The 23,750-nt window shown below is 60.2% G+C and carries 23 protein-coding genes and 1 tRNA gene; 11 read left to right on the forward strand and 13 right to left on the reverse strand.

Annotation, left to right across the window (positions count from 1 at the left end; all coding sequences use genetic code 11):
• Nucleotides 1-10: 10 nt before the first annotated feature.
• Complete coding sequence (locus tag GA0061100_RS07270) at nucleotides 11-370, reverse strand: YciI family protein (protein ID WP_075852085.1); 360 nt, start codon at nucleotides 368-370, stop codon at nucleotides 11-13.
• 155 nt (nucleotides 371-525) lie between these two features.
• Here GA0061100_RS07270 and GA0061100_RS07275 point away from each other — a divergent pair, with 155 nt between their 5' ends.
• Nucleotides 526-756 carry a hypothetical protein gene (locus tag GA0061100_RS07275; protein WP_075852086.1) on the forward strand — a complete coding sequence of 77 codons (231 nt, stop codon included), beginning with the start codon at nucleotides 526-528 and terminating at the stop codon, nucleotides 754-756.
• A 116-nt stretch (nucleotides 757-872) separates the two neighbouring features.
• On the opposite strand, the gene GA0061100_RS07280 is transcribed toward GA0061100_RS07275, so the two are convergent.
• From GA0061100_RS07280 to GA0061100_RS07285, 3 genes are all read right to left on the reverse strand, one after another.
• Nucleotides 873-2,375: an AMP nucleosidase gene (locus GA0061100_RS07280; RefSeq protein WP_075852087.1), complete on the reverse strand. Its 1,503-nt coding sequence runs from the start codon at nucleotides 2,373-2,375 to the stop codon at nucleotides 873-875.
• A gap of 120 nt (nucleotides 2,376-2,495) precedes the next feature.
• A complete protein-coding gene (locus tag GA0061100_RS34815) occupies nucleotides 2,496-2,672 on the reverse strand; it encodes a hypothetical protein (protein ID WP_015339266.1) in 177 nt (58 codons plus the stop codon).
• 204 nt (nucleotides 2,673-2,876) lie between these two features.
• Nucleotides 2,877-3,215, reverse strand: a complete 339-nt coding sequence (locus tag GA0061100_RS07285; RefSeq protein ID WP_075852088.1) for a DUF2147 domain-containing protein — start codon at nucleotides 3,213-3,215, stop codon at nucleotides 2,877-2,879.
• Nucleotides 3,216-3,682: 467 nt separating this feature from the next.
• On the opposite strand from GA0061100_RS07285, the gene GA0061100_RS07290 reads away from it, so the two are divergent.
• Nucleotides 3,683-3,946, forward strand: a complete 264-nt coding sequence (locus tag GA0061100_RS07290; protein ID WP_075852089.1) for an SEL1-like repeat protein — start codon at nucleotides 3,683-3,685, stop codon at nucleotides 3,944-3,946.
• A 135-nt stretch (nucleotides 3,947-4,081) separates the two neighbouring features.
• Here the strand turns inward: GA0061100_RS07290 and GA0061100_RS07295 are convergent, their stop codons facing one another.
• Nucleotides 4,082-5,194, reverse strand: a complete 1,113-nt coding sequence (locus GA0061100_RS07295; protein WP_075852090.1) for a pyridoxal phosphate-dependent aminotransferase — start codon at nucleotides 5,192-5,194, stop codon at nucleotides 4,082-4,084.
• 243 nt (nucleotides 5,195-5,437) lie between these two features.
• Nucleotides 5,438-6,190, reverse strand: coding sequence for an SDR family oxidoreductase (locus GA0061100_RS07300; RefSeq protein ID WP_075852091.1), 753 nt, complete (start codon nucleotides 6,188-6,190; stop codon nucleotides 5,438-5,440).
• A gap of 97 nt (nucleotides 6,191-6,287) precedes the next feature.
• Here GA0061100_RS07300 and GA0061100_RS07305 point away from each other — a divergent pair, with 97 nt between their 5' ends.
• Nucleotides 6,288-7,196 (forward strand): AraC family transcriptional regulator, encoded by a 909-nt coding sequence (locus GA0061100_RS07305; protein WP_075852092.1) that lies wholly within the window; start codon nucleotides 6,288-6,290, stop codon nucleotides 7,194-7,196.
• A 16-nt stretch (nucleotides 7,197-7,212) separates the two neighbouring features.
• Here the strand turns inward: GA0061100_RS07305 and GA0061100_RS07310 are convergent, their stop codons facing one another.
• The gene (locus tag GA0061100_RS07310) at nucleotides 7,213-7,611 is read right to left on the reverse strand and encodes a pilus assembly protein PilZ (protein ID WP_075852093.1); all 399 of its coding nucleotides are present in this window, start codon (nucleotides 7,609-7,611) and stop codon (nucleotides 7,213-7,215) included.
• Nucleotides 7,612-7,921: 310 nt separating this feature from the next.
• On the opposite strand from GA0061100_RS07310, the gene GA0061100_RS07315 reads away from it, so the two are divergent.
• Entirely contained in the window at nucleotides 7,922-8,356 is a 435-nt protein-coding gene (locus GA0061100_RS07315) for a glyoxalase superfamily protein (RefSeq protein ID WP_075852094.1), read from the forward strand.
• 65 nt (nucleotides 8,357-8,421) lie between these two features.
• Entirely contained in the window at nucleotides 8,422-9,789 is a 1,368-nt protein-coding gene (locus GA0061100_RS07320; protein WP_075852095.1) for an MATE family efflux transporter, read from the forward strand.
• 240 nt (nucleotides 9,790-10,029) lie between these two features.
• Here the strand turns inward: GA0061100_RS07320 and iolB are convergent, their stop codons facing one another.
• The 5 genes from iolB to GA0061100_RS07345 form a co-directional block, all read right to left on the reverse strand.
• Entirely contained in the window at nucleotides 10,030-10,827 is a 798-nt protein-coding gene (gene iolB, locus GA0061100_RS07325) for a 5-deoxy-glucuronate isomerase (RefSeq protein ID WP_075852096.1), read from the reverse strand.
• Nucleotides 10,828-11,001: 174 nt separating this feature from the next.
• Complete coding sequence (gene iolE, locus GA0061100_RS07330; protein ID WP_075852097.1) at nucleotides 11,002-11,919, reverse strand: myo-inosose-2 dehydratase; 918 nt, start codon at nucleotides 11,917-11,919, stop codon at nucleotides 11,002-11,004.
• Between the two features lie 66 nt (nucleotides 11,920-11,985).
• A complete protein-coding gene (gene iolD / locus GA0061100_RS07335; protein ID WP_075852098.1) occupies nucleotides 11,986-13,836 on the reverse strand; it encodes a 3D-(3,5/4)-trihydroxycyclohexane-1,2-dione acylhydrolase (decyclizing) in 1,851 nt (616 codons plus the stop codon).
• A gap of 127 nt (nucleotides 13,837-13,963) precedes the next feature.
• Nucleotides 13,964-15,898 carry a bifunctional 5-dehydro-2-deoxygluconokinase/5-dehydro-2-deoxyphosphogluconate aldolase gene (locus GA0061100_RS07340; protein WP_075852099.1) on the reverse strand — a complete coding sequence of 645 codons (1,935 nt, stop codon included), beginning with the start codon at nucleotides 15,896-15,898 and terminating at the stop codon, nucleotides 13,964-13,966.
• A 179-nt stretch (nucleotides 15,899-16,077) separates the two neighbouring features.
• Nucleotides 16,078-16,950 (reverse strand): MurR/RpiR family transcriptional regulator, encoded by an 873-nt coding sequence (locus GA0061100_RS07345; RefSeq protein WP_075852100.1) that lies wholly within the window; start codon nucleotides 16,948-16,950, stop codon nucleotides 16,078-16,080.
• Between the two features lie 233 nt (nucleotides 16,951-17,183).
• Here GA0061100_RS07345 and GA0061100_RS07350 point away from each other — a divergent pair, with 233 nt between their 5' ends.
• From GA0061100_RS07350 to GA0061100_RS07360, 3 genes are all read left to right on the forward strand, one after another.
• On the forward strand, nucleotides 17,184-18,302 hold the full coding sequence (locus GA0061100_RS07350; RefSeq protein WP_075852101.1) for a Gfo/Idh/MocA family protein: 1,119 nt from the start codon (nucleotides 17,184-17,186) through the stop codon (nucleotides 18,300-18,302).
• 141 nt (nucleotides 18,303-18,443) lie between these two features.
• Complete coding sequence (locus tag GA0061100_RS07355) at nucleotides 18,444-19,661, forward strand: NAD(P)/FAD-dependent oxidoreductase (protein ID WP_075852102.1); 1,218 nt, start codon at nucleotides 18,444-18,446, stop codon at nucleotides 19,659-19,661.
• Between the two features lie 129 nt (nucleotides 19,662-19,790).
• Nucleotides 19,791-19,880: transfer RNA gene (locus tag GA0061100_RS07360), tRNA-Ser, on the forward strand.
• A 67-nt stretch (nucleotides 19,881-19,947) separates the two neighbouring features.
• Here the strand turns inward: GA0061100_RS07360 and GA0061100_RS07365 are convergent.
• The gene (locus tag GA0061100_RS07365) at nucleotides 19,948-20,862 is read right to left on the reverse strand and encodes a LysR family transcriptional regulator (protein WP_075852103.1); all 915 of its coding nucleotides are present in this window, start codon (nucleotides 20,860-20,862) and stop codon (nucleotides 19,948-19,950) included.
• Nucleotides 20,863-20,981: 119 nt separating this feature from the next.
• Here GA0061100_RS07365 and GA0061100_RS07370 point away from each other — a divergent pair, with 119 nt between their 5' ends.
• From GA0061100_RS07370 to GA0061100_RS07380, 3 genes are all read left to right on the forward strand, one after another.
• Nucleotides 20,982-21,710, forward strand: coding sequence for an SDR family oxidoreductase (locus GA0061100_RS07370; protein WP_075852104.1), 729 nt, complete (start codon nucleotides 20,982-20,984; stop codon nucleotides 21,708-21,710).
• A 35-nt stretch (nucleotides 21,711-21,745) separates the two neighbouring features.
• Nucleotides 21,746-22,030 (forward strand): Atu4866 domain-containing protein, encoded by a 285-nt coding sequence (locus GA0061100_RS07375; RefSeq protein ID WP_075852105.1) that lies wholly within the window; start codon nucleotides 21,746-21,748, stop codon nucleotides 22,028-22,030.
• Between the two features lie 542 nt (nucleotides 22,031-22,572).
• Nucleotides 22,573-23,634 carry a porin gene (locus tag GA0061100_RS07380; protein ID WP_075852106.1) on the forward strand — a complete coding sequence of 354 codons (1,062 nt, stop codon included), beginning with the start codon at nucleotides 22,573-22,575 and terminating at the stop codon, nucleotides 23,632-23,634.
• The last annotated feature ends 116 nt before the right edge of the window (nucleotides 23,635-23,750 follow it).

The following is a 23,750-nucleotide window of genomic DNA, read 5'->3' on the forward strand; positions in this document are numbered from 1 at the left end:
CGTTGCCTCCTCAAACGTCCGGGCCGAAGGAATAGATCGGTCGCACCTCGATGGCGCCGAGTTTGGCGAGCGGGATGCCGGCGGCAATCCGGATCGCATCGTTCAGGTCCTTCGCCTCGACCAAGATGAAGCCGCCAAGATACTCCTTGGTTTCGATGAAAGGCCCATCCGTTACCGCGGTCTCGCCATTGCGAACCCGCACCGTCACGGCGGACCTTGGCGATTGCAGCGCTTCGGCGTGGATCATGTTGCCGCTCGCCATCAGATCGCGGTCGTAGCCGAGCGAATCCGAATCGAGCTTGTGCTTTTCCTCCTTGGTCATGACGTCGAGCGTCGTGCCATCGAACCAGACCTGGCAGAGATATTTCATCGCAGCGCCTCCTTTTCAACTTGCTGACGGCCATAGACGAGCGACCTCCCAGCAAATCGACATCCCGATCCGCAGCATGACAAAAATTTTCGGCCCTGTCGAAAAAGCCCGAGCCCGGTCGACCAGTTCCGTCAACACGACAAGGAGACACGGAAATGTACAGTCTGGAAGCCGCAATCGTTCATTACTGGCAAAGGAAGACGCTGTCGGAAGAGGAACTCCTCGACTCGGCAGATATCGGGAGGGTCGTTTTCCGCACCTGGCTCGGATTTGCGGGCTTTGCCTTGCTGATTCTGTGCCTGAGCTGGGGCGCATCGCCAAACGATGAACGGCCGCAAGTCGCGGCCGCTGGTCAGGTACATTCGGTATCTGCGGATGGACAATAGAGCAATTCCAGGAAAGGTGCGCAGCGGTTTTCCTGGAATTACATGACAACAAAAGGATAGAGCGTTTTCGCGATTCGAAGAAAAGCGGAAAGGCTCCAGGGCGAAAGCCCCGTTGCCTACTGGAATGCCGTTTCAAAGAAGCTGCGCAGCTTGCGCGAATGCAGCGCTTCGGGCGGCATGGCGGCCAGTTTCTGGATGGCGCGGATGCCGATCTGCAGGTGCTGGTTTACCTGCGTGCGATAGAAGGCCGTCGCCATGCCAGGCAGTTTCAGCTCGCCATGCAGCGGCTTGTCCGAAACGCAGAGCAGCGTGCCGTAGGGAACGCGGAAGCGGAAGCCGTTGGCGGCGATCGTTGCCGATTCCATATCGAGCGCGACAGCGCGGGCCTGCGACAGCCGCTTGACCGGGCCTGCCTGATCGCGCAGTTCCCAGTTGCGGTTGTCGATGGTGCCCACCGTGCCCGTGCGCATGATGCGCTTCAGCTCGAAGCCCTCATAGCCGGTGATTTCGGCAACGGCTGCTTCGAGTGCGACCTGCACTTCGGCCAGCGCCGGGATCGGCACCCAGACCGGCAGGTCGTCGTCGAGAACGTGGTCCTCGCGCATATAGGCATGGGCAAGCACGTAGTCGCCCAGCCGCTGGCTGTTGCGCAAGCCGGCGCAATGGCCGAGCATCAGCCAGGCGTGGGGGCGAAGCACGGCGACGTGGTCGGTGATCGTCTTGGCGTTGGAAGGGCCGACGCCGATATTGATCATGGTGATCCCGGCATGTCCCTTCTTCTTCAGATGGTAGGCCGGCATCTGCGGCAGGCGCGGCGGCGTCGTATCACCTTCCGGCTGGCTCGCTCCGGCCGGCGTGATGATGTTGCCGGGCTCGACGAAGGCCGTATAGCCGTCGCCGCCGCTCGCCATCAGGTCGCGCGCCCACTTGCAGAATTCGTCGATATAGAACTGGTAGTTCGTAAACAGCACGAAATTCTGGAAATGCGCCGCACTCGTCGCCGTGTAGTGAACGAGGCGGGCCAGCGAATAGTCGATGCGCTGTGCGGTAAACGGCGCAAGCGGGGAGGGCTCGCCCGGCGGCGGGATATATTCGCCGTTGGCGATTTCATCGTCCGTGGTGTTCAAGTCCGGCGTATCGAAGAGATCGCGCAGCGGAATATCTTCGAAAACCGTGGCGGATGCTTCGACATGAGCGCCTTCGCCGAAAGCGAAATGGATCGGAATGGGCGTCGTCGATTCCGATACGACCACCGGAACATTGTGGCTGCGCATCAGCAATGTCAGCTGTTCCTTGAGGTAGTGCTTGAAGAGCTGCGGGCGGGTGATCGTCGTCGTGTAGACGCCGGGCGCGGTGACATGGCCGTAGGAGAGGCGCGAGTCGACATGACCGAAGCTCGTCGTCTCGATGCTGACCTGCGGATAGAAGGCGCGATAGCGCGCGGTGATCGGCGCGCCCTGGGCGAGCTTGGTGAAATTGTCGATCAGGAACGCGGTGTTGCGCTCGTAAAGCTCCGTCAGCGCTTCGACGGCCTTGCCCGGATCATCGAAGGTCCGCGGCTGGAACGGGCTGGGGGAGGAGATGTCGAGGGGTGAAAAGGGAGAGATTCTGTTGCTCATGCGCCATTATAGAGTGTCGTTGGTTACAAGCAAACGACGTTGCATGAGGCGGCCTGGATTCTCGCAGCTATTTTTGCGGCCGCCCATGGGCCTGCGCGAGGGTTGTCGCGCAGGCGTTGGTTATTGTACCGTCGTGCAGTAAGGCGCGCCGGTCTGCACGCAGGTGAAGCTTGCGCCGAAATGCGATTGTGCGCCGCTGCGGCCGGCGTGTTCGACCGCAACCGAGAAGCTGAATGCGAAGACGGCGGCAAACAGCATGATAACAACGAAGCGCCGCGCGATGATGATCGAGTCCATGTTCCTGGCCTACCCGTGCCCTATACTGGACACTGTTTTGCCATGGTCAGGCTGAACAGGTGCTGAGATACCGGTTCATCCGGCGTTCATAAATATTACCGGTTTCGAATGCTCGCCTGCTTCTGTCCGCAGGCAAATAATAAGAGGCTGCCGGCTGATGGCGGGCAGGCGCTATAGTGTCTATCGTGAGGGATGGGGGTCTTTTCAGAGCCTCGTCCAGGTCTGAGACTTGCAGAATACCTTCAGAACGCAGCCCTGCATCTTGATGCTATTGCCGCTGATTGTGCCGGAACCGCTATAAGTCTTGTCTTCGGAGGGGTCGGTCAGCTGGCCGGTATAGCTGCCGCCCTTGCCTTGCATCTTGCCGATCTGCTTGCCGGCATATTTGCCCGTCTTCAGCGTCACGCAATAGCTGTCGCCGCAGGGCGCAATGGCGGCGGTGTCGCCAGCCACGGTTTTCCAGTTGCCGACGATCGGTTCTTCGGCAAAGGCGGCACTCGCGCTCAATAGCGTTGCAGCAGCAAGAATGGTGGCACGGATCATGATCTTATTCCTCCCCCCCAGGCGTCATCCGGTTCTGTAACCGGGAATGTGGTGAGATTATCTAACGCGAACGTAAAGGTAAATATGGTTTTCGGAGCGCAAATTCCCTGTTCCGTTGGACATCTGCGCTGTGCTGAAACACGGCATCCGATTGAACTGCGCTCTTTTTGTGGTGAACGAAGGGTTTAAATCCAAATCCTAACGGAAGGTTAAGCTCGCGCGAAAATCCTTAATTTGCAAGGGAAGCGATGTTTAACAAAATCCCAAGTTTACCAAGCATTTGCACTTTGTTTGCATCGAATTAATCATGCATTTTAGGCGTTTTTTGAAAGCCGTCTGCGATAGTGAAGCCATCAAACGAGCGGGGCAAACCCGCCGGCCGGAAGAACCGGAAAGCCGCGAACGACGGCAAGGTTCCAACGGAAAACAGGGCAGATACAAACAGAAGTCAAACAGGGATAATAACAATGGCACGCTTCGAAACGACGATGTCTGGAAATGCCATGATGGGTGGTAACGGCGCCGATGCCCTTTGCGAACTGGGCGTGAGCTACGCGACCGGCAGGGGCTGCAATGCAGATCTCGTTGCCGCCCACAAATGGTTGAATATCGCGGCCATCCGTGGCAGCGAGCGCGCCGCCGAGCTTCGTGCCGACGTCGCAGCGACCTTGACGAAGATGCAGCTCGCTACGGCGCTGCGCGCCGCCCGCGAGTGGATGACCACGCACTGAGGCGTGCCGCAAACAATACGACGTACTGACTGATCTCGAAGGAGGGGTGTCGGCGGTCGAGGGAGAGGCGAACGCCGAAATGATGAAAACCGCGACCGGCCGGGACAAGGCAGGCGCGGTTTCGTCGTTTTGGGCTTAGCCGATCGCCTTCAGCACCTTGGGCAGCGCTTCGGCAAGCAGCTCCAGATCCTGCTTCGGGCCGACGCTGACGCGGATGCAGCGGTTGAGCGGTGCCACGCCTGGCATGCGGATGAAGACGCCGTGCTGGATCAACCCGTCGACGATCGCTCGGGCATAGGTGCCGTCCCGTCCGCAATCGATGGCGACGAAGTTCGTGGCGGAGGCGAGCGGCAAAAGTCCGTTGTCGCGGGCGATGGTGCCGATCTGCTCACGCGCCGCCCGGATCTTGCCGACCACCTCGGCGAGATAGGCCTGATCCTTCAGCGCCGCGAGCGCCGCCACGGTCGCGAGCCTGTTCATGCCGAAATGGTTGCGGATCTTGTCGAAAGTGAGCACCGTCTCGGGCGCGCCGATGACATAGCCGACACGGGCGCCGGCAAGGCCGTAGGCCTTGGAGAAGGTGCGGGTGCGCAGCACGTTCGGCAGGTCGATCAGGGCTGAGATATCAGGCAGCGAGCTTGCAGGCCCCGTTTCGCTGTAGGCCTCGTCCAGGATCAGAAGGCAGTTTTCCGGCAGCGCACGGGCAAAGGCGACGATCTTGTCGGCATCCCACCAGCTTCCCATCGGATTGTCGGGATTGGCGAAATAGACGAGCGGCGCGTTCTCGCGCTTCACCGCTTCGAGCAATCCATCGAGGTCCTCGCGATCATCGACATAGGGAACGGTAACCAGGCGACCACCAAAACCGACGACATGGAAATTGAAAGTGGGATAGCCGCCAAGGGAGGTGACGACGGGCGTGCCAGGCTCGATCACCATCCGGGCGATGAGACCGAGCAGGCTGTCGATGCCTTCGCCAACGGCGATATTGGCCGGCTGTACGCCGAGATGCGCCGCAAGCGCCTGCTTCAGCTCGTAATTTTCCGGGTCGTTGTACATCCAGATGTCGCCGGCCCGCTCGCGCATGGCGGCGATGACGGAGGGTGCCGGCCCGAAGCCGTTTTCATTGGCGCCGATGCGGGCTTTGACGCTGAGTCCACGCTGACGCTCCAGCGCCTCGGGGCCGACGAAAGGAACGGTGGAGGGCAGGGCGCTGATCAGCGGCGTGAAGCGCGAGAAGGCGGACATGCTGGCTTTGTTTCCCGAAATCAGTTGCAGGGTGCGGCAGAATAGGCGCTTGGCGGGTGGTTGCAAGAGCGGAAAGACCTTCGTCCGTATTGCGCCATTTGTGCTTATCGCAACCGATGAAGGATCACCTGTTCGATAATCCATGAAACAGGGGAAACGCGCTTCGCCAGACGGCTGCGCGTTCCCGATAATGCATGGTCGAAGGCGGAACGGCAGCAGCTTTTCGGCTACCACCGTTTCCGGTTACAAACCTGCCTCAGCCATCCAGAGTTCGGCATCCGCGCCGCCCGCAATTCGCAGCGGAGCGGATGGATCGGTGGCTGCCCGCCACACCGCCTTCGCCACGTCGGGAGCGTAGGTCACGGGGCCGGTGTCATCCTGCACATTCTTTATGAATTGCTGGATCAATGGCGCGTAATCCGGATCGCCCAAACCACGCAAATGTGGACGTGCATTCTCCCCAAAGCGGGTTTCCGGCGAACGGCCTGGCAGGACAATATGCACCCGCACGCCAAACGGCTCCATCTCCACCGACAAGGACTCGGTGAAGGCGTTCACCGCTGCCTTGCTCGCCCGGTAGATCCCAATCACCGGCAGAGTCTTGACCGTCACCGTGGAGGTGACGTTGACGATGACGCCGGCCCGACGTTGACGCATCTGGGGCAATACGGCCTGAACCATCGCCAATGTGCCGATCGTATTTGTCTGGAACAGCGACTGCACCGTCTCCGGCGCGGTCAGCTCGATTGGTGAGGGCGCTCCGAAACCGGCATTGTTGACCAATACGTCTATCGGGCCGGCAGCCTTCACAGCTTGCGCGATACTTGCCGGATTGGTGACGTCGAGCGCGAGAATACGCAGGCGTTCGGAAACCGGTAGTAGCTCGGGTTTGGGCGTGCGCATTGTCGCGATCACATCCCACCCTCGTTCAAAAAACAGTTTCGCAGTCTCCAGGCCGAAGCCAGACGAGCAACCGGTGATCAATATCGTGGACATAAGCTTCTCCAAACAAAAGGAATGATGCCATGGTAGTGACCGGGCGAGAGACTTTATATAAGCTGCAGTCTCCATTTCTTTAGCGTTAGTCCTGATTATGACAGTCGATCCCCTTGCCGAAATCGTCACGCTGCTGCAGCCGGCCGCACGCTTTTCCAAACTGGTAGAATGCGCTGGCTCCTGGCGAATTCATCGGGAGGCCACGGGCGAACCATTCTACTGCGCAATCCTTGAGGGGCGTTGCCGCGTAACGTTTGGAGGACATCAGCCTTTCATCCTCCAGGCCGGTGATTTCGTGCTCGTGCCGGCCATGCGCGACCTTGTCAACGAGAGCGTCGACGCACCGGCCGATCTGCCCGCCACGGTTCCGACGCAGTTGAGCGGCGGCCATTTCCGTGTCGGCCGCCTCGAAGGGCCGGCGGATATGCGCATGCGCATAGGGCATTGCAGTTTCGGCGCGCCGGACGCGGCCTTGCTCGTTTCCCTCTTGCCTGATGTGATTATCGTTCGCGACGAGCCCAGACTCGCGACGCTGATGCAATTGGTCGGCGAGGAAACACGGGAGCGCCGGCCGGCCCGCGAACTGGTGCTGGAACGGTTGCTGGAGGTATTGTTGATCGAGGCTTTGCGATCCGGCACGGAAACAACCGTCACGTCGAGCTTGAGCCGCGGCCTTGCCGATGAACGCCTGGCTGCAGCACTTCACGCGATGCATGCACGTCCTGCCCATCCATGGACTGTGGCAGATCTTGCAACCGAAGCGGCCCTGTCCCGATCGGCATTCTTTGCGCGTTTCAGCCGCGTCGTTGGCCTGCCGCCAATGGAATATCTATTGGCTTGGCGCATGGCTCTCGCAAAGCAGCTATTGCGCAGCCGCGAATTGGGGATGGATCAGGTAGCTGAACGCGTTGGCTACGGATCGGCAAGCACGTTCAGCGTCGCCTTTGCGCGATACGCAGGCATGCCGCCTGCACGATATGCCCGCGGAGGCGTGCGAAACGATTGAGGGCGTAAAGCCGAATTTATACCTTTTGCCTTCTGCCGCGTGCAGCCATCGCTTCGGCGTTGCCGATCATAAAATCGGCGCGTACGACGCGGCGCAGGGTTTCCGGTTCGATCAGGTTGATGAAGCGGACATGGACGCGGTTGTCGTTGCGGCTGATTTCGGCGCAGGCGATGCGGTAGGCAAGGCCGAGGATGTTCAGATAGTAATGGGTCGGCAGGCCGACCGTCGTGGCGACGGTGAAGCTCGCGCCGCCGCGCGAGATGTCGGTAATCTCCGCGCTGCGCACGGAAATGCCCGTGAGACAGGGACGAACCGCCACGAGGCGCGCCGGCCTCTGAACGTAGAAGCGTTCCCAGCTCCGTTCGTAGACTTCGGATTTGACTTTCGCCAGATGGGTTGCGCGAAGCATTGTCATTCCCTGTTGAAGAACAGACCGAATTCATCTCGGTTACAGCATGAACCTTGCACGGAGATTTTGCGGAAGCGTCAATTGCATTGGTAGAATTTTAACGGGTTCGTCTTTTGTGCCGATTTGGGCGCATCTTGACAGCGAGATCGGCTTCGATCATACGAAAGCTCGGTTCGAGGCGCCTGCCGCTCGCGGATGAAAATCCAAGGTGAAGTCCTCGCTGTTATTGGTCACAGCCATTCAGGGCATGCTGACTGACGGTAATGCGAGCTCCGTTTCACGGTCGTAATTGCGTGCCTTAGCAAAGGCTGATCCTATGACGACGTATCCGTCCATAGATGCATTGAAGGCTCAGGCCCGGCGTCTGCGTCAGGCCATGGCCGAGCGCGGCGACGACATGAGCCACTCGACGGCGCTGGAACTCATCGCCAAGCAGCATGGGCTGCGCGATTGGAACACGCTGTCGGCGCTTGCGGCAAAACCAAACGACGGGCCGGATGCGCCCTTCGATGTCGGCTCCGCCGTGCGCGGGCGCTACCTGAACAAGCCGTTCACCGGCAAGGTTCTCGCGATGTCGGCGAAATCAGGCGGGCTTTATCGGATCACCATTCATTTCGACGAACCCGTCGATGTGGTGGAGTTCGAGAGCTTTTCTGCATTCCGCCAGCGCATCAACGCCCAGGTCGATGCCGACGGCATTTCGCCGCGCAGGACGTCGAATGGCGTGCCGCACCTGGTTCTCGACATCTAACCTTCATCCTTTATCGATAGGCCGCTATCTTCGCCGATAGCGAGCAATTCCGTCCGGATACCACCATGACGCACACGACCGAAAACAATATGTTCCTCACCGGCTGGCTGCCCGGCGTCTTTGCCAAGACGGCTGCGCCAATCGTTGTCATCACCACCGTCAGCGGCCTGTTTGCCGTCGTCGATGCCTATTTCCTCGGCGTCTATGTCGGCGCCGACGCGCTGTCCGCCGTCAGCCTCATCTTTCCCGCGCTGATGCTGCTGATTGCGCTGCAGACACTGGTTTCCAATGGTATGGCGAGCATTCTCGCCCGTCGCCTCGGAGCCGGAGATCGCGATGGCGCGAAGGCCGTGTTCACCGGTGCCCATACGCTGGCGATCGCCGTCGTCGTGCTCGTCAATATTGTCTACTGGCTTGTCGCCCGGCAGTTCATCGCTGTGGCTGCGGCAGGAAACGCCGATGTCGCCCGCAGCGCCGAGGCCTTCATGGGCGTCATGGTCGCCTTCGCGCCGATCAGCTTCTTCCTGTCGATCCATCTCGACGGGCTGCGCTGCGAAGGGAAGCTCGGTTTCATGACGCTGGTGACGCTTGCCTCGACGCTGCTCAACATCCTGGTAAACTGGCTGTTGATGGCTGTGGCACATTGGGGTGTCGTCGGTTCCGCCGGCGGCTCGATCCTGGCGCAATTCATCTGCCTGATGATTGTCGTCGTTTATCGTCTGCGTCGGCCGAATGGGCTTTGGGTCGATATGGGTCTGCATATCAGTGAGTGGCGAGGCATCTTTGCCTTCGGCGCACCGATGAGCCTCGGTTTCATCGGCATTTCGCTGAGCTCGGCGGCGATCCTCTTCAATGTGTCGATCTGGCACCAGGGGGATTATGTCGCGACCGTCGGCGCCTATGGCATCGTCACCCGCGTGATGACCTTCGCCTATCTGCCGCTTCTCGGCTTGAGCATCGCGCTGCAGACCATATCTGGCCACAATCACGGCGCAGCGCTTCCCGCCCGTGTCGGCCATAGCGTTGTCATCGCGATGATCTCGGCCTTGGTCTACTGCGCGGTGGTCGAACTGATCGTTGAACTACTGGCCGGGCATCTGGGCTCGATCTTCGTGGCCGATCCCCTGATCGTCGAGGAAGTCGGACGCATCCTGCCGTGGACGATCGGCGCCTATTTCCTCTTCGGTCAGGCGATCATCCTGTCGTCCTACTTCCAGTCGATCGGCGATGCGAAACGCGGCGCGATCTTAGGACTGTCGCGGTCCTATCTGTTCACCTTGCCGCTGACATTTCTCCTGCCACTCGTCTTCGGCGAACGGGGGATCTGGATGACGCCGATCTTCGCGGAAGCGGGGATGATCCTGCTCACCTGGTTCGTGCTGTCGCGCAATGCCAGGGATCGGAAATGGCGCTACGGCCTGCTGCCCGCATGACATGAAAAGGGCCGCGCTTTCAGGCGCGGCCTCATCTGGTGGGAAGTTCGGGGCCATCCTCACCCTTCTAGGCTTCGCGCCTCAGGGTGAGGATGGAGCGCACCTGTCGTATGAAGCGAGCTTAGTGAGCTGTCTTACATGGAAGATTAGCCCTCATGGTGAGGTGCATAGGCACCTGAGTTCGGCGAAGGAGCCGGAGCCTCGAACCACGAGGGCGGGTGTTAGAACGACGACACCACCTCAGGACTTGAGCAGCCATTCATGCTCGACGGCATTATGGAATTTCCAGATGCGCTTCGGGCCGGCCATGACGTTGAGATAGTAGAGATCGTAGCCGTGGCAGGCGGCGCAGGGGTGATATCCCTTCGGTACCAGCGTCACGTCGCCATCCTCCAGCGCCATGACTTCATCCAGCGACCGGTCATCCGTATAGACGCGCTGGAAGCCGAAACCCTGCGGCGGGTTGAGGCGATGGTAATAGGTCTCCTCGAGAAAGCTCTCGTTCGGGAGATCGTCCTGGTCATGCTTGTGCGGAGGATAGGAAGAGGTGTGCCCGCCCGGCGTGATCACTTCCACGACCAGTAGCGAATGCGCCGCACCGTCATCTTCCGGCATGATGTTGTTGACGTAGCGGACATTCGTGCCCTTGCCGCGCGTCAGCGCCGGATGCGTGCCCGGCGGAATGGCGCGGGCTTCATGGGAGCCGCCGCCCGGTGCCGAGCAGACGGCGAGTTCCAGATCGGTCTCGGCGGTCACCGACCAGCTCGATCCCGCCGGAACATAGAGCGCGTGGGGCGCGCCCTCGAAGGGGCTCATGCGCCCGCCGAGCGAGCCGAAATCCTTTGCGCCGGCCTTGGCGCTTCCCTTGCCGCTGACCCAGACGAGGCAGACTTCGCGGTCGCCGGTTTCGGCCGAAGCGGTTTCGCCCGGCTTCAGGCGATGAAGATCGAAGCCGACATAGGTCCAGCCGGCGCTATCAGGCGTGACATGGGTGACGCGGCCATGGGAGCCGTCTGGTTTGACCTTGAGATTGGGCATGGTTCTTTCTCCATTGCTTGGGAGAACGCCCCTTCCCATCCTTGCGATGGGGCGAGGGGCGCTCATCTCTCGAGCAATTCCAGGAAAAGTGCGCAGCGGTTTTCCGTCCGGAATTGCTAGATAACAAAGAGCTAGAGCGTTTTCGCTATTCGAAGAAAAGCGGAAGCGCTCTAGCTATCCCTTGGGAAAGCCTTCGGTTTCCACAGTATAACCTGCTGCCGTCATGACGCGCATCAGCTCGGCATGGCCGATCTCGGCCATCTTCTGCGGCGGCGCCTTGCGCGGATCCTGTTCGGCTTCGACGACAAACCAGCCCTCATAGCCGTAATCGGCGAAACGCTGGACGATGGCGCCGAAATCGAGCGAACCGTCGCCCGGTACCGTGAACGCGCCGAGCGCGACAGCATCGAGGAAGGACTGCCGGCTGCGGTCCAGCCCATCGACAACCGATTTGCGGATATCCTTGACGTGGACGTGGTTGATGCGGGCATGGTGGTTGTCGATGGCGCGCAGCACGTCACCGCCGGCAAAGGCGAGATGGCCTGCATCGAGCAACAGCGGAATGCCCGCGCCGGAATTGCGCATGAAAGCGTCGAGTTCCGGCTCGGTTTCGACGACGGCGGCCATATGGTGGTGATAGGAAAGCGGCATGCCCTGTGCGGCGCACCATTCGCCGAATTCGGTGACGCGGCGGGCATAGGCCTTCATCTCGTCATCCGAAAGGCGCGGCTTGGTGGCGAGCGGCTTGGAGCGGTCGCCCTGGATGGAGCGGCCGACTTCGCCATAGACGATGCAAGGCGCGTTGACGGCCTTGAACAGCTCGATCATCGGCGCGATGCGGTCCTTGTTGGCGGCGAGCTCCTCGTTGACGAGGGTGCCGGAGAACCAGCCGCCGCAGAGCGTCACGTCGGCGGCGCGCAGGATCGGCAGCATCTCCTCCGGATTGCTGGGGAAGCGGCGGCCCTGTTCCATGCCGGTGAAGCCGGCGCCGCGCGATTGCCGCAGGCATTCCTGGAGCGATACGTCGTCGCTGAGCTCAGGAAGGTCGTCGTTCCACCAGGCGATGGGCGACATGCCGAGTTTGGCCTTCATCAATGGTCTCCTTGAAAACATGATTGGAGGAGCCGCAAGCTCCTCCGGAAAAATGACGAAAATGGATCAGCCGATGCGCTGGGATGCGCGGGCCTGTTCGTAGGCGGCGCGCGCCTTGTTCACCTCGGCACGCGGGCTGACTTCGGGAACGGCGACATCCCACCAATGACCGCCTTCATTCGTCGTGAGCAGCGGATCGGTGTCGATGACGATGACCGAGCTGCGGTCGTTCTTCTTCGAGGCTTCGATCGCCTGTTCCAGCTCGCTGATGGAGGAAACCTTGACGGCGACTGCGCCCATGCTGGCCGCATGTGCCCGGAAGTCGATCTCCGGCATCACTTCGAAGCGTGAGTCCTTCAGGAGGTTGTTGAAGTTCGCGCCGCCGGTTGCCATCTGCAGGCGATTGATGCAGCCATAGCCGCGGTTGTCGAGCAGCACGACGGTGATCTTCAGGCCGAGCATGACGGAGGTCGCCAGCTCGGAATTCAGCATCATGTAGGAGCCGTCGCCGACCATGACGACGACATCCTTCTCCGGCCGCGCCATCTTGACGCCGAGGCCGCCGGCAATCTCGTAGCCCATGCAGGAGAAGCCGTATTCCATGTGGTAGCTGCCGGGTGCGGTCGCAGGCCAGAGCTTGTGCAGCTCGCCAGGCAGGCCGCCGGCGGCGCAAACCAGGATGCTGTTCTCGCCGCCAAGCGTGCGGGTGACGGCGCCGATGACCTGGGCGTCGGAGGGCAGGGCAGCATTGGTCGTCGCCAGCGCCTTGGCGGCTGCCTCGGCCCAGATATTCTTCTCCCGCGTCGCCTTCTCGGCCAGCGATGCCGGCGCGCGCCAGCCGGTCAGGCCGGCGGAGAACGCCTTCAGCCCCTCGCGCGCATCCGTCACCAGCGGGTGACTGTTGTGCTTGAGCGCATCATAGGCCGCGATGTTGAGGCCGATCATCGCGAGCTTTTCGTTCTTGAACAGCGCCCAGGAGCCGGTCGTGAAATCCTGGCAGCGCGTGCCGACCGCGATCACCAGATCGGTATCCTCGGCAATGGCGTTGGCGGCGGACGTGCCCGTTACGCCGACGGAGCCGAGCGCCAGCGGATGCGTCTCGTCGATGGCCGACTTGCCGGCCTGGGTGACGACGACGGGAATATCATGCGCTTCGGCGAAGGCAGTCAATTCCTTGGTTGCCTGCGAGTAGAGCACGCCGCCGCCTGCAAGAATGACAGGCTTTTCCGAGCGGCGGATCAATGCGATGGCGTTGGCAAGTTCGTCGGCATCCGGCTGCGGGCGGCGCTGTGTCCAGACGCGCTCCTCGAAGAAGCTCTCGGGATAATCAAAGGCTTCCGCCTGTACATCCTGGCAGAGCGAAAGCGTCACCGGGCCGCAATCGAGCGGGTCGGTCAGCACCTGCATGGCGCGCTTCAGCGCCGAAATGATCTGTTCGGGGCGGGTGATACGGTCAAAATAGCGGGAGACAGGGCGGAAGGCGTCATTGGCGGAGACGGTGCCGTCGCCGAAATCCTCGATCTGCTGCAGCACCGGATCGGGTGCGCGGTTGGCAAAGACGTCGCCAGGCAGAAAGAGGACCGGGATGCGGTTGACGTGTGCTACGCCGGCCGCCGTGACCATATTGAGCGCGCCAGGCCCGATGGAGGTCGTGCAGGCCATGAAGCGCTGACGGAAGCTCGCCTTGGCATAGGCGATGGCGGCATGGGCCATGCCCTGTTCGTTGTGAGCGCGGAACGTCGGCAGCTCCTCGCGCACCTGATAGAGCGCTTCGCCGATGCCGGCAACGTTGCCGTGACCGAAGATTGCCCAGACGCCGCCGAAGATCGGCTGCTTCTGCCCGTCGATGATGGTCATCTGCTTCTTGAGGAAATGCGCGACGGCCTGTGCCATCGTCAATCGGATCGTCTTGCCCATCGGGCGCCTCCCAAATGCTAGAGCAATCCCCGGAAAATTGTGTAGCGGTTTTCCGTCCGGAATTGCGGAAGAACAAAGAGATAGAGCGGTTCAGAGTTTCCGTGAAAAGCGGAACCGCCCTGGAATTTCATCGGCCGCGGGTTTTAAGCCACGCATCCGTCAGTTGCCGGAAGCGGCCGGCCATGTCGGCAATCGCCTCCTCGTCGTTCATGCCGCCCGACAGCCATGCACGGGCCGCATCGGAAAAGATGGTCCGCCCGACGGCGAAACCCTTGACCGAGGGGGCCGCCAGCGTCGCTTCGAAGCTGCGGATCAGTTCCTCTGCCGGCGCCTCCAGGCCGAGCAGCACGATACCGCGGCACCATGGATCATTTTTGGCGATCACGGCATCGATTTTTTTCCAGGCTGCTGTCGATTCCTGTGGCTCCAGCTTCCACCAGTCCGGCTTGATGCCGAGCGCATAGAGCTCTTCCATCGCCGTCGGGATGGTGTCGTCGGTCAGCGGACCGTTTTTGCTGGCGATGATCTCGACCAGGAGCTCGCGCCCGACCTTGCGCGCGGCTTCAAAGAGCGTCCGCAGCTTCTCCTGCTGTTCCGCCTTCAAATCCTGCGGATCGTCCGGATGGTAGAAACACAGGCATTTGATGCAGTGATGGAGCGGCCATTCGACCAGCTGCGAACCGATATCCTGGCTGAATTCGAACTTCAGCGGCTTCGATCCCGGCAGTTCGACCGGGCGGCCGATCCAGGAGAAATTCTTGGTGGCGGCATCGAAGAAGGCATCGCGCCCGAAGCGTTCGTCGATCAGCATGCCATAGCCGCGCCGGCCGTCGGCTACACGCGCCGCCGCCTCGACGGCAAGCCGCTTGAAGGCGACGATCCTGTCGTGGTCGATGCCGAGCTCATCGCAGACGCTGACGAGCTGCGAGCGATGGTCGATTGCAAGCGCCATCAGCAGCGGGATCTCGTCGCCGCGGCGGGTTGTCGCCCAGTGGATGTGGTTGATCGCCTCGTCCTTGCGTAGCGCGCGATGCTTGCTGCCCGTCTTCAGGAAGAAGTCGAGTTCCGCCCAGGTCGGATATTCCGGCGAGCAGAGCAGGCGGGAAACGGCGAAGGCGCCACAGGCATTCGCCCAGGTGGCGCAGGTCTTCAGCGGCTCGCCGCGCAGATAGCCGCGCAGGAAGCCGGACATGAAAGCATCGCCTGCGCCGAGAACATTGAACACCTCGATCGGGAAACCCTGGCCGACGATGCCGGCTTCCAGGTCGTCCGAGATCGCGCCTTCATAGACGATGCAGCCCATGGCGCCGCGCTTCAGCACGATGATCGCGGATGAGAGACGGCGGATTTCCTTCAAGGCGCCGAGCACGTCGTCGGCACCGGAGGCGATCATGATCTCTTCTTCGGTGCCGACGATCAGGTCGCAATCCGGCAGCGTCTCCTTCATCTTGGAGGACACGCGCTCCGACTTCACATAGCGCTCGAAACCTTCGGCATGGCCGGCAAGGCCCCAGAGGTTCGGCCGGTAGTCGATATCGAAGATCACCTTGCGGCCGTTTGCCTTGGCAATGCGGATCGCCTTGCGCTGTGCCGCCTCGGTATTGGACTTGGAAAAATGCGTGCCGGACACCAGAACGGCGCCCGAGGATTTGATGAAGCTTTCGTCGATATCGTCTTCGTTCAGCGCCATGTCGGCGCAGTCGGAGCGATAGAAGATCATCGGCGAAACGCCCTCGGCCTCGACCGCCAGCAGCACCAGCGCCGTCAGGCGCTCCTTGTCCGTCGCGATCCCATCGACCGCCACGCCTTCACGGGCTGATTGTTCGCGGATGAAGCGGCCCATCTGCTCGTCGCCGACACGGGTGATGAGGCCGGATTTCAGGCCGAGCCGCGCCGTGCCGATCGCGATATTGGCCGGGCAGCCGCCGACCGACTTGGCGAAAGAGGCGATATCTTCGAGCTTCGAGCCGATCTGCTGACCATAGAGGTCGACGGAGGAGCGGCCGATGGTGATCACATCGAGTCTTGCTTCCGGCTCGGCGCCAGGATTGTCGTGTGCCATGATGTCCTCCCGTCGGGGCATGACCTCTCTTGCTTTTCAGCCTGCGCCGAGATCATGCGTTATTGAAAGTGCCGGTGTTCGTTTCGTCCCGGCTGCTATGGATCGGACGACCATCTCCCGCGGTCGTGACCCTGGCTGTAGTGAAACATTGGTTCCGAGATTTTGTCAATTCGGAATGTTTATTCCATTTTCGTTTTATCTACTTTTATTGCAGCTTTTCGCCGGCGCTCGGCGATAGCGACCGGAAAGGCCATGATGAGCGCCATGGATGCCGATAGTGAGCGGAAACCGGCGAAGTCGGCCTCGGCCACCTCGAACCAATGGGTCGCACAGGCCGTGAGGGGCGAGAAGGCCGAATCGGTGATGGCGATGACGGGTACGCTGCGCGCCGCCAGATCCTGTGCCTGCGCCAGGCTGTCGGCGGCATAGGGCGAGAAGCTGGCGGCGATCGCTGCGTCCTTCTCGGTGGCGAAACGGGCGATTTCGCCGTCGATGCCATTGGGCGAGGCGACGATCTGATGGCGTATGTTCAATTTGGAAAAGGCATAGCTCATATGCGCCGTCAGCGGATAGGAGCGGCGCTTGGCGATGAGATAGATCGTCTCGGCGGTGGCAAGCACGTCGACCGCTTTGGCGAAAGTGTCAGTCTCGATGGTTGCCGCGAGCTTGTTGATGGATTGGCTTGCGGCAGACAGAAAGCCGGAGAGAATGCCGGCTTCTTCATCCTTTATTCCGGACTGCTCCAGCGTGACGAGCCGCTCTTCATAGCTGAGCGTGCGATCGCGCAGCCGCTCGCGGAAGATGCTCTGCAGATCGGAGAAGCCTTCATAGCCGAGGTGATGGGCAAGGCGCACCAGCGTCGAAGGCTGTACCTCGGCGGCCGTCGCAATGCTCGCCGTCGTGCCGAAGGCGATTTCATCGGGATTGCCGAGCGCGAAGGCGGCCACCTGTGCGAGACGCTTCGGCATGGCATTCTTGCGTTCGATGATGATGCTGCGCAGACTTTCGAAGTCGCGCGGCACCCTGGTTTGCGTCTCGATATTGTTGTCCATGCGCCGTCCTTCAGCTCCCCCAACACCCGCAATGAAACAAATATTCCATATTTCCAACGATACCGGATTTTGAATCATTCGGCACGAATATTTTTAAGATAATGATTTTAAACATATAAATATGGATTATTGCCCGTGAGAGAAGCGTCGATGCCATGGGCGCACTTGTCAAAACGGTCTAAATATTCCAAAAATCACTCAACCGCGGGAGCGGATTTGAGGAGGAAGTGCAAATGAGGCCGTTGGGCGTTGGATTGATCGGCACGGGTTATATGGGCAAATGCCATGCGCTGGCATGGAATGCGGTCAAGACCGTATTCGGCGATGTCGCGCGGCCGCGCCTGGTGCATCTGGCCGAGGCCAATGCCGATCTGGCAAAGGCACGCGGCGACGAATTCGGCTTCGAAAAGGCGACGGCTGACTGGCGCGCGCTTATCGCAGACCCGGATGTCGACGTCGTTTCCGTGACGACGCCCAACCAGTTCCATCCGGAAATGGCGATTGCGGCGCTTGAAGCCGGTAAGCATGTCTGGTGTGAAAAGCCGATGGCGCCTGCTTATGGCGATGCCGAGCGTATGCTCGCCGCGGCCAAGTCCTCCGGCAAGGTTGCCATCCTCGGCTACAATTATATCCAGAACCCGGTGATGCGGCACATCAAGGCGCTGATCGCGGAGGGCACGATCGGCACGGTCAATCACGTCCGCGTCGAGATGGACGAAGATTTCATGGCCGATCCGAACGGCCTTTTCTATTGGAAGAGCGAGCTTGCCTCGGGCTACGGCGCTCTCGATGACTTTGCCGTGCACCCGCTTTCGCTGCTCTGGTTCCTGTTCGGTCACGTCGAGGCCGTCATCACCGATATGGTGAAGCCCTATGCCGAGCGTCCGTTGAAGGATGGCGGCAGTCGCGCTGTCGAAAACCACGATCTTGCCAATGTGCTGATGCGGCTTGGCGGTGGCATTTCCGCAGTGCTCATGGCCAATCGCTCCGCCTGGGGCCGCAAGGGGCGGATAGCTTTGCAAATCTTCGGCTCCAAGGGCTCGATCTCCTATGATCAGGAGCGCATGAACGAATTCGAGCTTTATCAGGCCGAAGGCAGAGACAGCGAACAGGGCTTCCGCAAGGTGCTGGCCGCACCCGCCCACAAGCCCTATGACCGTTTCATCCCCGCACCCGGCCATGGCCTCGGCTTCAACGATCTGAAGATCATCGAGTGCCGTGAGCTGATTCGCGCCATTTCCGGCGACGCTGCGTCAGTCGTGGCTTTCCAAGATGGTCTGCGCATCGAGAAATCGGTGCATGCCATGGCGCAATCCTTCCATGAGCGGCGCTGGGTCGAAATATCAAGCTGAGCCTTTCGGCCCAACTTTCTCCCGATCCGGGGTGCAGGGTCAGTCATGATTGACGCTTGCAGGTACAGGCGTTACCCCTGAAGTCCATGAGCGTCCCCGGCATCGCGCGGGGATCGCTATAATAACAATGGAGTACGGATCGTGACGGGCAGATTGGTCATTATCGGGGCCGGGCAGGCGGGTTTCGCGCTTGCGGCCAAGTTGCGTGGGTTGGGTGATTCACGGCCGATCACCATCGTCGGTGCTGAGGAAAACCTTCCCTATCAGCGACCGCCATTGACCAAAAAATATCTGCTCGGCGAAATGACCTTCGATCGCCTGCTGTTTCGCCCGGAGCATTGGTATTCAGACAATAATGTCGAAATCCGCGTGTCTACCTGGGTCGAGCAGATCGATCGCGCCGCAAAGCAGATCATCATGCAGGACGGCTCCAGGCTGGACTATGAGACGCTGGCGCTCGCGACCGGCTCGACGCCTCGGCGCTTGCCGCCTTCCGTCGGCGGTGCGCTCGAGGGCGTCTATCTCGCCCGGGACAAGCGCGACGCCGACCTTCTCGCCGGAGAGATGCGCCCTGGTCGCCGGGTGCTCATCATCGGTGGCGGCTATATCGGGCTTGAGGCTGCTGCCGTCGCGCGCCATCGTGGGCTCGAAGTGACCTTGATCGAGATGGGGGACCGCATCCTCCAGCGTGTCGCCGCCAAGGAAACCGCCGATATTTTCAGGGCCATTCATCAGAAGCATGATGTCGTCATTCGCGAGAAGACCGGATTGAAGCAGCTTATCGGCCGCAATGGCCATGTGGCTGCCGCAGAGCTTTCCGATGGCTCGACCATCGATGTCGATTTCGTTGTCGTCGGCATCGGCGTCGCCCCCAATGACAGGCTCGCCAAGGAAGCCGGCCTCGAGGTCGGCAACGGCATTACCGTCGATTCGTTTGCCCGCACGTCCGATCCCTCCATTTTCGCCATGGGTGATTGCGTGGAATTGCCATGGGAGGGCGGCCGCATCCGGCTCGAATCCGTGCAGAACGCTGTCGATCAGGCGGAGGCCGCTGCAGGAATCATAGCCGGCAACGAAAAGGCCTATGATCCGAAGCCGTGGTTCTGGTCGGATCAATATGACGTGAAACTGCAGATCGCGGGTTTCAACCTCGGCTATGACGAGACGCTGCTGCGTCCAGGCGTCCGCGAGGGCGCGGCTTCCATATGGTATTTCAAGCAGGGCCGCTTCATCGCAGTCGATGCAATAAACGACGCAAAGGCCTATGTTACGGGCAAGAAGCTGCTGGAGACCGGCGCCAATCCGTCCAGGGACATCCTTGCCGACCCAGCCGCCGATTTGAAGCAGTTGCTGGCTTGATGTGATTTTTCAAGTCGGCCGGACCATGCTTCGGCCGACAATCGGCTGTTGCTGAATCATGGAAAGAACGGTCACAAGCGCGAAAAAGCGCTTGCGTCGATAAATGAATGGCCCTATCAGGGCCGCACCGGAGAGGTGGCCGAGTGGTCGAAGGCGCTCCCCTGCTAAGGGAGTATACCAGAAATGGTATCGTGGGTTCGAATCCCATCTTCTCCGCCATTTTGGCTCAATGCACTCATCTGCAGACGATAGATGAACTTGGAGCCACCAAATCCCAAAGCAGCACCTATCGGGAATTGCGACCAGCAAAGCCTTCATAGCGCTTCAGATATGCTATGAGCGCGCGCAGCTTGGGAGCCATGTTGCGTCGATTGGGATAATAAAGGTAGAAGCCCGGGAAAGAGGGGCAATATTCCTGCAGGATCGGCACTAGCTCGTTTCGGTCGATGAAGGTGCGAAAACTTTCTTCCATCCCAAATGTGATTCCCGCTCCGGAGACGGCCAGCTTGATCATCACGCCCATGTCATTCGTCGTCACCTCCGGTGCGACCTCCACCCGGAATTCCTTACCCCCTTCCGCAAACTCCCAGCGATAGGGGGCAGCCTTCGGTGAGGGACGCCAGCCTATGCATCGATGCGTGGAGAGCTCTTTCGGATGTGCGGGGATGCCGAATCGGTCGCGATAGGCCGGGGAACAGACGGCCAATTGCCGCTCGTCACCGGCGACGGGTACGGCAATCATGTCCTGCTCAATGACTTCGCCAAGCCGAACCCCGGCGTCGTAGCCTTCCGATACAATGTCGAATTCCTCGTCCGTGACGGTGATATCGAGCAGGATCTCGGGATTGGCAGCTGCAAAGCCTGCGAGAAAGTCGCCGGAGAGAAATCGTTCCGCGATCGAGGAAACGGCAAGCCGCAGCTGCCCGCGGGGCCGCGTCCGCAAATTGTCCGTCTTCTCCATCGCGGTGCGTATATCCGATACCGCCGGCTCCACGTCTGCATAAAGCCGTTCGCCAGCCTCCGTCAGGCTGACGCTGCGGGTTGTGCGCTGCACCAGCGCGATGCCCATGCTCTCCTCCAATCGCCGGATCGTCTGGCTGACCGCCGAGCGGGTGACGCCCAGCCTGTCGGCGGCGGCGCGAAAATTGCGCTCCTGGGCGACGAGAATGAAGACGGAGAGGGCATTGAGATCAGGCCACATTGGTAAATGCTACTTTCCAAGCTGTCACTGAATGGATGTCTTATCACGACAATGAAGCTCTGTATCCTCCTTGCAGCCGGTTCCAGGAGAGAACCGTTCCCATAGCAAGGAGTGATCGCATGCCTATCGATAAAGTCATTCTCGTCACGGGTGCCTCCAGCGGCATCGGTGCGGGCATTGCCCGCGAACTCGCCTCCGCCGGCGCAAGGGTCATGCTCGGTGCGAGGCGCGTCGACAGATTGGAAGCATTGGCGGCCGAGATTCGGGAAAAGGGCGGCACGGTAATGACCCGCCGGCTCGATGTGACCGACAGGGCTGATGTTGCCGCCTTTGCAGAGACGGCACGTCTGGCCTGGGGAGGCGTCGATGTGATCGTCAACAATGCCGGCATCATGCCGCTTTCCCTGATGACTTCGATGAAGGTCGAGGAATGGGACAGAATGGTCGACGTCAATATCAAGGGCGTGCTTCATGGCATTGCGGCCGTTCTGCCGGAAATGACGGCGCGTGGCGCCGGTCACATCATCAATATCGCGTCGATCGGGGCGCTCGCAGTCTCTCCGACCGCCGCCGTCTATTGCGCGACCAAGTATGCCGTTCGGGCAATCTCTGACGGGCTGCGCCAGGAATGCCGCGATATCCGGGTCACCTGCATCCATCCGGGCGTAGTCGAAAGCGAGCTGGCCGATACGATCACGGACCCGGTGGCCGCCGAAGCGATGAAGTCCTATCGGGCTGTTGCGCTGACGCCCGATGCCATCGGCCGGGCGGTACGCTTCGCGGTCGAGCAGCCCGATGATGTCGATGTCAATGAAATCGTCGTTCGCCCGACGAGGGCGGCACACTGATTCGCGTTTTCTTTGCTCTCACCCTGGCCGGCGTCATGGTCGCGCCGCCTGTACTTTCCGAGGATCGAATCGAAATGACGAACCCGATACACGCTTACGTCGGCATGTGGACGACGGCCGACGGTCGTATCCGCCACGAACTCCTGCCAAACGGCCGGTATATCGAAGCGCGGGGAAGCCGCGAGCATGCCTATCAGGGGCGCTACATGGTGACGGGCAATCATATCGACTATTGGGACGATACCGGTTTCACCGCCGATGGCGACTTCATCGATGGCGTGCTCCATCACGCCGGAATGGTGCTCTATCCCAGGAAATGATGGGGCAGGGCGATAGTGGGTCGTTGGCGGCCTGCCCTAGTTCACGGCCCGTTCGCCACTGTCGAATCGGCCTTTTCAAGGAATCACCCGCGTCCTTGCATCGTTTTGGGACGCGGGCTGAACTCGCCAATGGCTGTTCATCTCGGGTGGGTCGGCGCGACAAGCGTCATACGGAGCTTACCAAACCTAGCAAAATCCGGCGGTTAGCCATGGAATGGCCATTTCGGTGCCTTTTTCCAATCGGCTGAGGCCATTTTTACGGTGCTCGTAAGTATCCGTAGATTAAGGACTTTCTTAATGAAGTCTAAATAATTGCGGCCGCCGTGTTGCTGACTTGTGTCCTTTCGGCAACAGCAATTGCGGAAGGCTTACTCAAATCCCCTCTTCCGCGAAAATGTCGATTGCGTGACAGTGCACGTCTTGTATTTTCACTCTCGGAAGCGAGGGCGATTGATCGTCCACTTCTTGAAACGCGAGAATGGGACAGGGAATACCTTCGGGTAGTTTTCATTCTCGACATAAAACTTTGACTGGAGGTCAATATGAACATCAAGAGCCTTCTTCTGGGCTCCGCTGCTGCACTTGTAGCAGTTTCCGGTGCTCACGCGGCTGACGCTATCGTTGCCGCTGAGCCGGAGCCGTTGGAATATGTCCGCATCTGCGACGCATACGGTGCAGGTTACTTCTTCATCCCGGGCACGGAAACCTGCCTCAAGATCGGCGGTAAGGTTCGTACCGAAGGTGAGTGGTACGATGCCTACAACCCGAATTCTCGTTTGGGTACGCTCTGGCACACCCGCGCTGAGCTTCGCCTGCAGACGGCGAGCGACACCGAATACGGCCCGCTGAAGACCAACACCGAAATTCGTTGGGACTGGAACGACGGCAACTCCACCTCCACCAACCTGCTGCACGCCAGCATCAGCCTCGGCGGCTTCACCGTTGGTAAGGAAGACTCGCAGTTCAACGTCTTCACCGGTTATGCCGGCGACGTCATCAACGACGACGTTGTCTATGACGGCCCGTACGAACTGAACCAGATCACCTACAACTACGACGCAGGCAACGGCTTCACCGCTGTTATCTCGCTCGAAGACAGCAACTCTGGCACCGGTGCTACCGGCGCTAATGGCGAAGACAGCTCGGATCACTACGCTCCTGACGTTGTTGCCGGTGTTGGCTACAAGGCTGGCGCATGGGGCTTCAAGGTCGTCGGCGGCTACGACTCGATCGTAGAAGAAGGCGCTGTCAAGGCTCGTGTCGATGCTGACTTCGGCGTCTTCTCGGCCTTCGTCATGGGTGGCTGGAACACCGACGGCGACAAGCTCAACAAGTATGCCGGTTCGAACGGCGCTGGCGCTGCCTCCGGCATCGGCTGGGGTGACTGGGCAGTTTGGGGCGGCGTTGGCGTTCCGATCAACGAAAAGCTGAAGTGGAACCTGCAGCTCGCCTACACCGACTCCAAGATCTTCGCCGCTACGACGAACGTCAAGTGGAACCCGGTCAAGAACCTGCTCATCGAGCCGGAAGTCTCCTACACCAACTGGGACTCCATCAATCAGGACCAGTGGGCAGGTATCCTCCGCTTCGAGCGTACCTTCTAATCTGATCTGACTTCGGTCATTTGAGATTGTTCACTACGGTGAAAGAAAGCCCGGCCATAGGCCGGGCTTTTTGTGTTTGCGAATATAGTCAAGTTGTGGTGTAGCTTTTACGCTAC

This window comes from Martinezella hainanensis (assembly GCF_900094555.1).
Lineage (GTDB): Bacteria > Pseudomonadota > Alphaproteobacteria > Rhizobiales > Rhizobiaceae > Rhizobium > Rhizobium hainanense.